Genomic DNA, 13139 nt, shown 5'->3' with positions numbered 1-13139 from the left:
AAACTCCGGACCGGGCCATCGCGTCATGTACGGCATGGACTACGGCAAGCACCAGGCCCCCGCGTACTACGAAGCCGACGAGGGTTGTCTGACCACCCTGATCAGGATTCCGGTACGGATCGTGGTGCTGGTGATCGTCCTGCCCGTACGCATGATCTGGGACGCACTGGTGATGGGAGCCCGCGCCGCCGACCGCACTCTGCTGCGCCCCCTGGGCCGGGCCTTGTCCTGGCTGTTCGCGACGCTGGTGGTGATCCCCGCGGTCTGGCTGTACGAGGCGGTGCTCACCCCGCTGGGACATGCGTTGCTGTGGCTGGCCGCGGCGGTTTTCGTCTGGCCGTGGGTCGCGCTCTGGCGGTATGTGCTGGTGCCGGCGGTGCGGTACGGGCTCGTGGTGCCGGTGGTGTGGCTGTACGAGGCGGTGCTCACCCCGATCGGGCACGGGCTGCGCTGGGTGCACCGCGAGCTGCTCGCCCCTGCCGGGCGGGGGATCGCCGCCGCGGTCGGCTGGGTGCTCACCGCCCTGTTCGTCTGGCCGGTGGCCGGCCTGTGGCGGTACGTCCTGGTGCCCCTCGCGCTCTCCGCCGCCTGGCTGGCGGAGCATCTGATCGTACGGCCGCTGGCCTGGGCGTACCGGGAGCTGCTCACTCCGCTCGGCCATGGCATCACCTGGCTGCTCGAACTGCTGGCGCGCGGGATCGCGGCCGTCGGGAGCGGTCTGTGGGCGGCGGTGGTGTGGCTGGTTCTGACACTGCTCGTCGCGCCGCTCGGCTGGCTGTACCGGCGGGTCCTCGCCCCGGTCGGCCAGGAGATCGCCGCGGCCTTCGGCGTCGCCTGGCGCATCGCGGGGTACATCTCGCGGGCCGTCGGCCGGGCCATCGCCTGGCTGGCGTGGCATCTGATCGGGGCGCCGGTGACCTGGGTCTATCGCACGGTGTGCACGCCGGTGGGACATTTCGTACGGGATGCCGTCTGGGCCCCCGCCAAGCGGGCCGCCGTCGAGGCGGGACGCGCGGCCCGGGCGGCGCTGCGCACCGCGCGCGAGACCGTGGCCCGGGCACGCCGTGACACATGGCGGGCACTGGTCGGCGGGCCGAGGGTGCCCGAGCCCCGGGAATCGGGGAGCCCCCTTGCGCGTAGGCTGGGTGTTACGCAACAAGCAACGACTGTGCCCAGCGCGGCGCCCGAACCAGAGATCTCCTCGCGCGGAGAGAAAAACGCCGAGCGGGGGTGAGCCGGACCGGACGCCCCGGGCCACCCGCATTTCGAGGGCGGCGTGTCACCGCGTCCGCCCCGCACCGAGGAGAAGAACCACTGGGCAAGCGACAGCCCGAAGGCCCGCCGCCCGCACCGGCAGTGCAGCGCATCCGGCTGCGCTACACGAAGCGCGGCCGCCTCCGGTTCACCAGCCACCGTGACTTCCAGCGCGCCTTCGAGCGGGCACTGCGCCGCTCCGAGGTGCCCATGGCCTACTCGGCGGGCTTCACCCCGCACCCGAAGGTGTCGTACGCCAATGCCGCCCCCACCGGGACGGGCAGTGAGGCCGAGTTCCTGGAGATCGCCCTCACCGAGGCACGGGATCCGGCCGTCCTGCGCGAGCTGCTCAACGCCTCGCTCCCGGACGGTCTCGACATCACCGACGCCGTGGAGGCCCGCACCTCGGGTCTCGCCGACCGGCTGACCGCCTCCATCTGGGAGCTGCGTCTCGACGGTGTCTCCACCGAAGAGGCCGCCAAGGCCGTGGCCGCTTTCAACGGGGCTGAGACCGTCGAGGTCCAGCGCCGGGCGAAGAACGGCATGCGGACCTTCGACGCCCGCGCTGCCGTGGTCGACCTGCAGGCCCTTGATCCACAGCCTGATAGGCCCGAGGACAAGCCCTGTGCGATACTGCGGCTGGTTGTTCGGCACGTGACACCTGCCGTGCGACCTGACGACGTCCTGTCCGGTCTCCGCGTTGTGGCCGACCTGGCGCCGCCGGTCCCCGCAGCGGTGACCAGGCTGGCGCAGGGGCTCTTCGACGAGGAGTCCGGCACGGTGACCGACCCGCTCGCGCCCGACCGCGAGGCAGCCCCGGCCGCTCCACCCATGGCCACCGGGACCGCCGTCGCGACGGCGCCGGAAGGTGCAGGTTCCGCGTAAGGCGGTCGTTGCAGCGCAGTCCTCCGACTCGGGAGCCACCTGGGTCGGGCCGCGCGATGACCCATAAGACTTTCGCCAGGCCGTACGCACATCGCTTACGGAACCGGCGAGCCAGACATTGAGTTCCCGTGCGGCGCCCGCGCCCCGGACGGCGGTCTCGCGTACATCACGCGGGCCGCGCCGGACCGGAATCAGACGCGGCGCCCGGGAGCCTGACGGGAGAACCGCCCGCATGCCCCAGTCCAACGAACCCGGCACGACCGGGAACGCCGAAGAGAACAACGCACCCGGAGACAAGCTGCCCCCGCGCCGCAGGCGCCGCGCCGCGTCCCGCCCGGCCGGCCCGCCGGTGGCGGACGCACAGGATGCCGCCGCTCCGGCCATACCGGCCGATGACGCCGCAGTGACCGACAACACCACCACCGACGCCGAGAGCGCTCCGGTGACAGAAGCCGCGCCGCCCGCGCGTACCCGTCGTCGTGCGGTGCGCAAGGTGACCGCTCCGGCGGGTGCGCCGCAGGCCGCCGAGGCCGTCGAGGCCGGGGAGCCCGTCGTGAGCGCCGAGGCCACCGAGACCGCTGCCGAGCCTGAGGCCGAGGTCGTGGAGGCACCGCCTGCGCGTACCCGTCGTCGTGCGGTGCGCAAGGCGACCGCTCCGGCGGGTGCGCCGCAGGCCGCCGAGGCCGTCGAGGTCGTGGAGCCCGTCGTGAGCGCCGAGGCCACCGAGACCGCTGCCGAGCCTGAGGCCGAGGTCGTGGAGGCGCCGCCTGCACGTACCCGTCGTCGTGCCGTCCGCAAGGCGACTGCCCCGGCGGGTGCACCGCAGACCGCAGAGGCCACCGAGACCGCTGCCGAGCCCGTGGCCGAGCCCGTGGCCGAGGTCGTGGAGGCGCCGCCCGCGCGTACCCGTCGTCGTGCGGTGCGCAAGGTGACCGCTCCGGCGGGTGCGCCGCAGGCCGCCGAGGCCGTCGAGATCGTCGAGGAAGCAACGCCCGTGGCGAGTGCCGAGCCCGAGACCGCCGCACACGCCGAGACCGCAGCCGCCGAGCCCGAGGCCGCCGCGCCGCGCGGCCGCACCCGGCGCAGGGCATCGGCTCCGGCCGGTGCACCGCAGCCCACCGAGGCCCCGGCCGAGGCCGCCGCACCCGCAGAAGCAGTAGCGGAAGAAGCCGTCACCGAGGCCGTCGAGGCCCCGCGTGGACGCCGTCGTGCCGTGCGCAAGGCGACCGCTCCGGCGGGTGCGCCGAAGGTCACCGAGGCCCCGGCCGAGGTCGGCGAGAGCCTGCCCGAGGCCGCTGTCGAGGAGCCGGCCGCCGAGCCCGCCGAGGTCGAGGACGCCGCACCGCGCGGCCGTCAGCGCCGCCGGGCCACCGCCGCCGCGGGCCGGCCCGAGTTCACCGGCAAGGTCGAGGAACCCGTACGCAAGAGCCGTCGCGAGACGCGCCCCGCCGTGGCCGTGTTCCAGGCGCCGGTCTTCGCCGAGCCGATGTTCCAGACCCCGGAGACCGCGGCCGCCGCCGCTGCCGCTTCGCGTCACGAAGAGGCCGAGGAGGAGACGGAGGCGGTCGAGGAGCCGACCGTCACCACCGAGGCCCCGGCCGCCGAGGCCGCGCCGCAGGCCGGTTCGCGCCGCCGTCGCCGCCGTCGCGGTGAGGCCGCCGAGCCCGAGCCGGCCGCCGCTGTCGAGGTGGAGGAGCACGCCGAGGAGGAGCCCGAGCCGGAAGGCGAGGGCGAGGCCGAGCACGAGGGCGAGGAGACGGACGAGTACGGGGACCGGCCTTCGCGCCGTCGCCGTCGCGGAGGGCGTCGCCGCCGTCGTGGCGAGGCCATCGAAGGTGACGAGGCCGCGGAGCAGCTCGGCGAAGAGGCCGCCGCCGAGCACGCCGAGGAGGACCAGGAGCGCGCTCAGGAGTCCGAAGAGGCTGAGGAGGACGAGGACCACGAGGCGTCCTCCGTCGGATCCAGCAGCCGTCGTCGCCGTCGCCGTCGCCGTCGCAGCGGTGACATCCCGTCCGACGCCGACAACGGCACGGACGACCCGGAGCGTACGGTCGTCAAGGTCCGCGAGCCCCGCAAGAAGGAAGAGCGGGAGCCCGGCACCGGCTTCGACGAGGTCCAGTCCATCAAGGGCTCGACCCGTATGGAGGCGAAGAAGCAGCGCCGCCGCGAGGGCCGTGAGCAGGGTCGCCGTCGCGTCCCGATCATCACCGAGGCCGAGTTCCTGGCGCGCCGCGAGGCAGTCGAGCGCGTGATGGTCGTCCGTCAGAATGGCGAGCGCACCCAGATCGGCGTCCTCGAGGACAACGTGCTCGTCGAGCACTACGTCAACAAGGAACAGGCCACCAGCTACGTCGGTAACGTCTACCTGGGCAAGGTGCAGAACGTACTGCCGTCCATGGAGGCCGCCTTCGTCGACATCGGCAAGGGCCGCAACGCTGTCCTGTACGCCGGTGAGGTGAACTTCGAGGCGCTGGGCATGGCCCACGGGCCGCGCCGTATCGAGACCGCGCTCAAGTCCGGTCAGTCCGTCCTCGTTCAGGTGACCAAGGACCCGATCGGCCACAAGGGTGCCCGCCTGACCAGCCAGGTCTCGCTGCCCGGCCGCTACCTGGTCTATGTGCCCGAGGGCTCGATGACCGGCATCAGCCGCAAGCTGCCCGACACCGAGCGGGCCCGGCTGAAGACCATCCTCAAGAAGATCGTTCCCGAGGACGCGGGCGTCATCGTCCGTACCGCGGCAGAGGGCGCGAGCGAGGACGAGCTCCGCCGCGATGTCGAACGGCTGCAGCAGCAGTGGGAGGACATCCAGAAGAAGTCGAAGAGCAGCGGCAGCTCCAATGCGCCGACGCTGCTCTACGGCGAGCCGGACATGACCGTCCGGGTCGTCCGCGACATCTTCAACGAGGACTTCTCCAAGGTCATCGTCAGCGGCGACGACGCGTGGGAGACCATCCACGGTTACGTCTCGCAGGTGGCGCCGGATCTGACGGACCGCCTGTCGCGGTGGACCTCCGAGGTCGACATCTTCGCGACGTACCGGATCGACGAGCAGCTCATGAAGGCGCTGGACCGGAAGGTCTATCTGCCGAGCGGCGGCTCGCTGGTGATCGACAAGACCGAGGCGATGGTCGTCGTCGACGTCAACACCGGCAAGTTCACCGGTCAGGGCGGCAACCTCGAAGAGACCGTCACCAAGAACAACCTGGAGGCGGCCGAGGAGATCGTGCGCCAGCTGCGGCTGCGCGACCTCGGTGGCATCGTCGTCGTCGACTTCATCGACATGGTGCTGGAGTCCAACCGGGATCTGGTGCTGCGGCGCCTGCTGGAGTGCCTGGGACGCGACCGTACGAAGCACCAGGTCGCCGAGGTCACCTCGTTGGGCCTGGTCCAGATGACCCGTAAGCGGGTGGGCCAGGGCCTGCTGGAGTCCTTCTCCGAGACCTGTGTCCACTGCAACGGGCGCGGCGTGATCGTGCACATGGAACAGCCGACCTCGGTCGGTGGCGGCGGCAACGGCAAGCGTTCCAAGAAGCGCGGCCGGGGCGGCGTGGACCACGAGCACGCGGCGGAGATCGAGATCGAGATCGAGACCGAGGCCGAGGTGGCTGCCGAGGTGGCCGCCCCGATGGCGCTGCCCGAGCCGGAGTTCGTCCCGGACGAGGAGCTGTACAGCAGCCCGGCCGAGGCCGAGGCAGCCGCCTCGCGAGGCCGCGGCCGGCGCCGCGCGACCCGTAAGGCAACGGCCCCGGCCGGCGCCCCGAAGGCCGCAGCAGCACCCGCTCCGGTGGCCGAGCCGGAGCCGGTCGTGGTCGCGGAGCCCGAGCCGGTCGCCGAGACCCCGGTGGTCGCCGAGGCCCCTCAGGGCCGTACGCGCCGCCGGGCGACCCGGAAGGCGACCGCCCCGGCGGGCTCGCCGGCCCCGGCCGAGCAGGTCGAGGAACTGGTACCGGTGGCGGCCCCGGTCGTCGAGGCTCCGGTTGTCGCCGAGGCCCCGCAGCCCGAGGCCGCACCGGAAGAGGTGGCCCCCGAGGCCGCCCCGCCGCGTGCCCGTCGCCGGGTGACCCGCAAGGTCACCGCCCCCGCGGGCTCGCCCGCAGGTGCGGACGCGGCAGAGGTCGTCGTGGTGACCGGTTCCATCGAGCCGAAGCCCGACGCCGAAGCCGCGGAAGCGGAGGCACCGGCGAAGAAGACGGCGCGCAAGACCGCGAAGAAGGCCACCGCCAAGAAGGCAGCCACCAAGAAGACGGCTGCCAAGAAGACCGCCGCGAAGAAGACGACGGCCAAGAAGGCGGCGGCGAAGAAGACGGTTGCCGCGGAGCAGTCGCCGCAGCCTTCCGTCTCGGCCGACACCGAGAGCTGACCAGCGGTCGGACGGCAATGCAAAGGAGGTGCGGGTTCCCTTCAGGGGGGCCGCACTTCCTTTGCATGCGGTAGGCAGACGTGGAGCATGTGGGCCACATCTCTTTGGTCGTAACCTCTACGAAAACCACCTGTGAAAACCCTGATAATGTGACGCGGCTGCCGTCGGATGTGTCATTCCCGAGAATGCTGACCGGCGCGTCGGCCCGCTTCAGTAGGACAAAGCAGCCTTTATGTCCTGGGTGCATCGCGCCGGGGCAAAAGGGCGATTTGTGCGCAACATATTGGTACAGAATCGGCCATGCGCCGGGGCGGCGGAGCCTCATCCGACATTCGCATGCCTTGGAGCCATCGCCGCTCACAGCTCTTGCGGTGTTCAAGGAGGATGTCCATGTCGAGCGACAACAGGGAAGCGATACCTGCTGCCCGGCCGGTGATCGGTGAGGAAGAGATCGAGGCCGTGGTGCGCGTACTGCGCAGCGGTCGTGTCGTGCAGGGCCCGGAGGTCGCGGCCTTCGAGGAGGGCTTCTCGGAGCTGGTCGACGGACGTCACTGCGTCGCGGTCAACTCGGGCACCTCGGCCCTCCATCTCCTGCTGCTCGCCCTGGGGATAGGCCCCGGCGACGAGGTCATCGTCCCGTCGTTCTCCTTCGCGGCCTCCGCCAACGCGGTCCGCCTGGCCGGTGCCGACGTGGTCTTCGCGGACATCGAGCCGGGCAGCTTCGGTCTGGACCCGGCCGCGGTCGAGGCCGCCATCACGCCGCGTACAGCCGCGATCATGCCGGTGCACCTGTACGGCCACCCGGCGGCGATGGACAAGCTCATGCCCATCGCCGACAAGCACAAGCTGGCCGTGGTCGAGGACGCCTGTCAGGCGCACACCGCCGCACTGGGCGGCACGCCGGTCGGCGCCTTCGGTTCCGGCGGCACCTTCAGCTTCTACCCCACCAAGAACATGCACTCCCTCGAAGGAGGCATGGTCACCACCGCCGACGCCGAGGTTGCGCGCACCCTCAGGCTGCTCCGCAATCAGGGCATGGAACAGCGGTACGCCAATGAGATCGTCGGCGCCAACATGCGCATGACGGACGTGTCCGCCGCCGTCGGGCGCGTACAGCTCGGGAAGGTGCTCGGCTGGACCGAGCAGCGGCGCGCCAACGCCGCGTATCTCGACCGGCACATCACCGCGCCCAACGTCACCGTCCCGCCCGTCGCCGACGGTGCACGCCACGTTTACCACCAGTACACCATTCGGGTGCAGGGTGACCGTGAAGCCGCCATGGCCAGGCTGAGCGAGGCGGGCATCGGCAACGCCGTGTACTACCCGACTCCGATCCACCGGCTGAAGCCGTACTGGGAGCCCGACCAGAAGGCGGGCCGGACCTGGGATCTGCCGGAGACCGAGCGTGCCGCCGCCGAGGTCGTCTCGCTGCCCGTGCATCCTTCGCTGTCGCCGGAGGACCTGGACCGCATCGTCGGCGCCGTGAACTCGCTGGGAGAAATGCAGTGACCGCAGGATTGAGAGCCGGACTGATAGGCCTCGGCTCGATGGGCCGCCACCACGCCCGCGTGCTGGCCGGCCTGGAAGGCGTACAACTGGTCGGCGTCGTCGACCCGATGGGGGACAAGAACGGCTGGGCGCAGGGCGCCCCCGTGCTGTCCACGGTCGATGAATTGATCGACCTCGGTGTCGACTACGCGGTCGTGGCCTGCCCCACCGCACTGCACGAGGAGGTCGGCCTTCAGCTTGCCGCCGCCGGTGTCTGCGCGCTGGTCGAAAAGCCCGTCGCCGACACCGTGGAAGGCGCCCGGCGGCTGGTCGATGCCTTCGAATCACGCGGTCTGGTGGCGGGCGTCGGTCACATCGAGCGCTGCAACCCGGCGCTGCGGTCGCTGCGCTCCCGGCTGGAGGCGGGGGAGCTGGGCGAGGTCTTCCAGGTCGTCACCCGCCGACAGGGGCCGTTCCCGCACCGCATCGCCGATGTCGGCGTGGTCAAGGACCTCGCCACCCACGACATCGACCTGACCGGCTGGGTGACGGGTCAGACCTACACGTCGATCTCCGCCCACACCGTGTCGAAGTCCGGCCGGCCGCACGAGGACATGGTCTCCGCCGTGGGGCAGCTCTCCGACGGAACCATGGTCAACCACCTGGTCAACTGGCTGAGCCCGCTGAAGGAGCGTTTCACCTCCGTCACCGGCGAGCGCGGCACCTTCATCGCCGACACCCTCACCGCCGACCTCACCTTCCACTCGAACGCCGCGGTGGCCACCGAGTGGGAGGCGATCCAGGCCTTCCGCGGTGTCTCCGAGGGCGACATGATCCGGTACGCCATACCCAAGCGCGAGCCGTTGCTGGTCGAGCACGAGCTCTTCCGGGACGCCGTGCGCGGCACATCGAAGGACATCTGCACACTGCGGGAAGGGCTCCGCACCGTGGAGGTGGCCGCAGCGGTACTGGAATCGGCGAAGACAGGGCGCACCGTCACGACCTCCGCGGGGGAGCCGGCCGCACATGGAACCTGAGAGCAGTGCGCGGCTGCTTCCCGGAAGTATGCGCACATCCGTCGAGCGAGCCGCTGAGGTGACCGTGTGACCGGCAGACCCGATGTCCCCGACGTAACCGTCGTCGTGGCCGTGTACAACACCATGCCCTACCTCACCGAGTGCCTGAACTCTCTCGTCGGGCAGTCCATCGGTCTCGACCGGCTGGAGATCGTGGCGGTCGACGACGGTTCGACGGATGACAGCGGCGCGGAAATCGACCGCTTCGCCGAGCGCTACCCCGGCACGGTCAAGGTCCTTCACCAACCCAACTCCGGTGGCCCGGCGATGCCGAGCAACCGGGCGCTGGAGCTCGCCACCGGCAGGTACGTCTATTTCATAGGATCCGACGACTACCTCGGTGAGGAGGCGCTGGAGCGGTTGGTGAAGTGCGCCGACACCCACGGTTCCGATGTCGTCGTCGGCAAGATGGTCGGCACCAACGGCCGGTACGTGCGCCAGTCGCTCTACAAGGCCAACGATTCCGACGTCAGCCTCTACGGACCCGAGCTGCCGTTCGCGCTGGCCAACACCAAGCTCTTCCGCCGCGAGCTCGTGGAGCAGCACAAGCTGCGCTTCCCCGAGGACCTGCCGGTCGGCAGTGACCAGCCCTTCACCATCGAGGCATGCGTCCACGCCCGCAGAATATCCGTGGTCGCCGACTACACCTGCTACTACGCCGTGAAGCGCGGGGACGCCAGCAACATCACCTACCGCGCGAACCATCTGGCACGGCTGCGCTGCACTGCCGTGATCATGGACCATGCGGCCGGGCTGATCGAGGCCGGGCCGAACCGGGACGCTGTGCTCAAGCGTCACTTCACCTGGGAGCTCTCCAAGCTCATCCAGGACGACTTCGTGGACCTCGATGTCGAGACGAAGCGCGAGATCTGCGCCGGTATCACCCGGCTCGCCGACTCCTATCTGACGGATCCGCTCAGCGATTCGCTCCCCGTCAAGCTGCGGGCGAGACTCCGGCTCGCGCAGCGCGGCGCCGTCGACGAACTCTGCCGTGCGATCAGCGAAGAGGCCGAGCACGGTGCGCCCCCCTTCCATCTGGAGGACGGCCGGGCCTTCGCGCGCTACCCCGGCTTCCGCGAGGCGGGGCTGGAACTGCCCGACCGCTGCTTCGAACTGGTCGGGGAGACCGTTCCCGGACGCCTGGCCAACAAGACCGAGCTGATCGAGTCGGAGTGGGTGCAGACCGGCGAGGAGCTGGCGCTGGCGCTGACGGTACGGATAGGTGTCGTCGGCGACACCAGCTCCGCGGTCGTCCGTCTCGTCAAGGGTGCCATGCCCAAGAGCGCCGACAAGGCACGCGCCCGCCGACTGCCGGACGGGCACGATCTGCCCCCGGCACAGGGGGAGTTGACCAGGGAACCGGCGCCCGACGGCAACGCCACCCTGCTGCACGCCCGGATCCCGCTCGCGCGCCGTACGGCCAAGCGAGGTGTGCGGGTCTTCGTGGACGTGGCCGGAGAAACGTACGAGATCCCGGTACGGGGCGATGGCCGGCCCATGCCGCTGGCGCGCAGATGGAGCCGTGAGACGGACCCGTACCGGGCCGCGGCGCGCCTCAACCCCAAGGGGCGCATGGTGATCGGCACCGGTCCCCTCCATCCGCCCAAGAAACCGCTGGGCTCGCGGCTGCGATCCCTGTTGTCCCGCGCCAAGCGCTTCAAGTTGACCCGCGCCATGCGCTCCAAGTTGACCCGCGCCAAGCGCTCCAAGAGGAAGTAACCATGAACATCTGTGTAGTCGCCCTGGGCAAGATCGGTCTGCCGCTTGCCGTGCAGTTCGCCGCCAAGGGCCACCGGGTGATCGGCGCCGACGTCAACGAGAAGGTCGTCGAGCTGGTCAACGCCGGCGTCGAGCCGTTCCCCGGCGAGCACGACCTCGACATCAAGCTCAAGGAGACCGTCGAGGCGGGGCTGCTGACCGCGACGACGGACACCGCGTCGGCGGTCGCCCAGTCCGAGGCCGTCGTGGTCGTCGTACCCCTCTTCGTGGACGCGGAGGGCACGCCGGACTTCGGCTGGATGGACTCCGCGACCAAGGCGATCGCCGCCGGTCTCAAGCCCGGCACCCTCGTCAGCTACGAGACCACGCTGCCGGTCGGCACCACCCGTACCCGCTGGGCGCCGATGCTCGAAGAGGGCTCCGGTCTCAAGGCCGGCGAGGACTTCCACCTGGTGTTCTCCCCGGAGCGGGTGCTCACCGGCCGGGTCTTCGCGGACCTGCGCCGCTACCCGAAGCTGGTCGGCGGGATCGACGAGGCATCGGCCGCGCACGGTGTGTCGTTCTACGAGTCGGTCCTGGACTTCGACGACCGTACGGACCTGCCTCGCCCCAACGGCGTCTGGGACCTGGGCACTTCGGAGGCGTCCGAGCTGGCCAAGCTCGCCGAGACGACCTACCGCGATGTCAACATCGGTCTGGCGAACCAGTTCGCCCGCTTCGCCGACCAGCAGAACATCGACGTCCTCAAGGTCATCGAGGCCTGCAACTCCCAGCCGTACAGCCACATCCACCAGCCGGGCATCGCCGTCGGCGGGCACTGCATCCCGATCTACCCGCGGATGTACCTCTGGAACGACCCCTCGGCGACCGTGGTGCGTTCGGCACGCGAGGCCAACGCGGCCATGCCCGAGTACGCGGTCGATCTGCTCGCCGCCGCCTACGGCGACCTGGACGGGGTCGGTGTGCTGGTGCTGGGCGCGGCCTATCGCGGCGGTGTGAAGGAGACGGCCTTCTCCGGCGTCTTCCCGACCGTCGAGGCGCTGAAGGCACGCGGTGCGGTGCCGTTCGTCTCGGACCCGATGTACACGGCCGAGGAGCTGACCGCGCACGGTCTCGTCCCGCACGAGGGCCAGACCGTCACCGCCGCCATCCTCCAGGCCGACCACGCCGAGTACCGCGAGCTGGCCGCCGCCGATCTCCCGGACGTCCGCGTCCTGGTCGACGGCCGTCGCACGACGGACCCGGCCCGCTGGGAGGGCGTCCGCCGCGTCGTCATCGGCGGCTGAGTCCGGCCGGAACACACCGACTCTCCTGGGACCCCGACGGCAGCCGTCGGGGTCTCACGTCTGCCCAAGGAAAGCGAGCATCGGGCACCACATGATCAAGAAAGCAGTTATTCCCGCAGCGGGCCTCGGGACCCGCTTCCTGCCGGCCACCAAGGCCACACCGAAGGAAATGCTCCCGGTCGTGGACAAGCCGGCCATCCAGTACGTCGTCGAGGAGGCAGCGGCGGCCGGCCTGTCCGACGTCCTGATGATCACAGGCCGCAACAAGCGCCCGCTTGAGGATCACTTCGACCGCAACCACGAGTTGGAGTCCGCCCTCACGCGCAAGGGCGACGCCGAACGGCTGCTCAAGGTCCAGGAATCCAGCGAACTGGCCACGATGCACTACGTGCGCCAGGGGGACCCGAAAGGCCTGGGGCACGCGGTGCTGTGCGCCGAGCCGCACGTGGGGGACGAGCCGTTCGCGGTGCTTCTCGGCGACGACCTGATCGATCCTCGTGACCCGCTGCTCTCCCGCATGGTCGAGGTCCAGGAACAGCATGGCGGCAGTGTCATCGCGCTCATGGAGGTCGAGCCGGCCCAGGTCCACCTGTACGGCTGTGCCGCCATCGAACCCACCTCCGCGGAGGCTGACGTGGTCGCGGTCACCGGCCTGGTCGAGAAGCCGCCCGCGCACGAGGCACCCAGCAACTACGCGATCATCGGTCGCTATGTTCTCGATCCTGCGGTCTTCGACGTGCTGCGGGGTACGGGGCCGGGACGCGGTGGAGAGATTCAGCTGACGGACGCCCTGCAGAGGCTGGCGGCGGACGCATCCCTGGGCGGCCCGGTGCATGGCGTGATTTTCAAGGGGCGCCGTTACGACACCGGTGACCGCGGGGACTATCTGCGGGCCATCGTCAGTCTCGCGTGCGAGCGTGAGGACTTGGGGGCGGACTTCCGGGCCTGGCTGCGGCGATATGTCGCCGAGGAACTCACGGACTGAGTGCGGGGGGGGGGGGGGGGGGGGGGGGGGGGGGGGGGGGGGGGGGGGGGGGGGGGGGGGGGGGTGGGGTGGGTTGTGGGGGGGGA

The 13139-nt window shown here is 70.6% G+C and carries 8 protein-coding genes; all 8 read left to right on the top strand.

Translation table 11 applies throughout. From position 1 onward, the window contains the following. Nucleotides 1-34: 34 nt before the first annotated feature. The 8 genes from ACZ7IB_RS02155 (at nucleotide 35) to galU (ending at nucleotide 13053) form a co-directional block, all read left to right on the top strand. Nucleotides 35-1234: a hypothetical protein gene (locus tag ACZ7IB_RS02155; RefSeq protein ID WP_470908755.1), complete on the top strand. Its 1200-nt coding sequence runs from the start codon at nucleotides 35-37 to the stop codon at nucleotides 1232-1234. A gap of 122 nt (nucleotides 1235-1356) precedes the next feature. Further along, nucleotides 1357-2139 (top strand): TIGR03936 family radical SAM-associated protein, encoded by a 783-nt coding sequence (locus tag ACZ7IB_RS02150; protein WP_470908404.1) that lies wholly within the window; start codon nucleotides 1357-1359, stop codon nucleotides 2137-2139. A 232-nt stretch (nucleotides 2140-2371) separates the two neighbouring features. Then, entirely contained in the window at nucleotides 2372-6499 is a 4128-nt protein-coding gene (locus ACZ7IB_RS02145) for an Rne/Rng family ribonuclease (protein ID WP_470908402.1), read from the top strand. A 390-nt stretch (nucleotides 6500-6889) separates the two neighbouring features. Then, entirely contained in the window at nucleotides 6890-8008 is a 1119-nt protein-coding gene (locus ACZ7IB_RS02140) for a DegT/DnrJ/EryC1/StrS family aminotransferase (protein ID WP_470908400.1), read from the top strand. Beyond that, complete coding sequence (locus tag ACZ7IB_RS02135) at nucleotides 8005-9024, top strand: Gfo/Idh/MocA family protein (protein WP_470908398.1); 1020 nt, start codon at nucleotides 8005-8007, stop codon at nucleotides 9022-9024. Before ACZ7IB_RS02140 ends, ACZ7IB_RS02135 begins: the two co-directional genes overlap by 4 nt. Nucleotides 9025-9090: 66 nt before the next feature. After that, the gene (locus tag ACZ7IB_RS02130) at nucleotides 9091-10782 is read left to right on the top strand and encodes a glycosyltransferase family 2 protein (RefSeq protein ID WP_470908397.1); all 1692 of its coding nucleotides are present in this window, start codon (nucleotides 9091-9093) and stop codon (nucleotides 10780-10782) included. Nucleotides 10783-10784: 2 nt separating this feature from the next. After that, on the top strand, nucleotides 10785-12068 hold the full coding sequence (locus tag ACZ7IB_RS02125) for a nucleotide sugar dehydrogenase (RefSeq protein ID WP_470908396.1): 1284 nt from the start codon (nucleotides 10785-10787) through the stop codon (nucleotides 12066-12068). 91 nt (nucleotides 12069-12159) lie between these two features. Next, on the top strand, nucleotides 12160-13053 hold the full coding sequence (galU, locus tag ACZ7IB_RS02120) for a UTP--glucose-1-phosphate uridylyltransferase GalU (protein WP_470908394.1): 894 nt from the start codon (nucleotides 12160-12162) through the stop codon (nucleotides 13051-13053). Nucleotides 13054-13139 lie beyond the last annotated feature (86 nt).

Source organism: Streptomyces sp. NPDC037301 (genome assembly GCF_055602785.1).
This window is presented reverse-complemented; position numbering and strand designations above follow the sequence as displayed.

Bases quoted from the DNA above. Each gene is read 5' to 3' on its own strand.
- ACZ7IB_RS02140 (WP_470908400.1), top strand. From the start codon at position 6,890: ATGTCGAGCGACAACAGGGAAGCGATACCTGCTGCCCGGCCGGTGATC.
- ACZ7IB_RS02125 (WP_470908396.1), top strand. From the start codon at position 10,785: ATGAACATCTGTGTAGTCGCCCTGGGCAAGATCGGTCTGCCGCTTGCC.
- ACZ7IB_RS02145 (WP_470908402.1), top strand. From the start codon at position 2,372: ATGCCCCAGTCCAACGAACCCGGCACGACCGGGAACGCCGAAGAGAAC.
- ACZ7IB_RS02155 (WP_470908755.1), top strand. From the start codon at position 35: ATGGACTACGGCAAGCACCAGGCCCCCGCGTACTACGAAGCCGACGAG.
- galU (WP_470908394.1), top strand. From the start codon at position 12,160: ATGATCAAGAAAGCAGTTATTCCCGCAGCGGGCCTCGGGACCCGCTTC.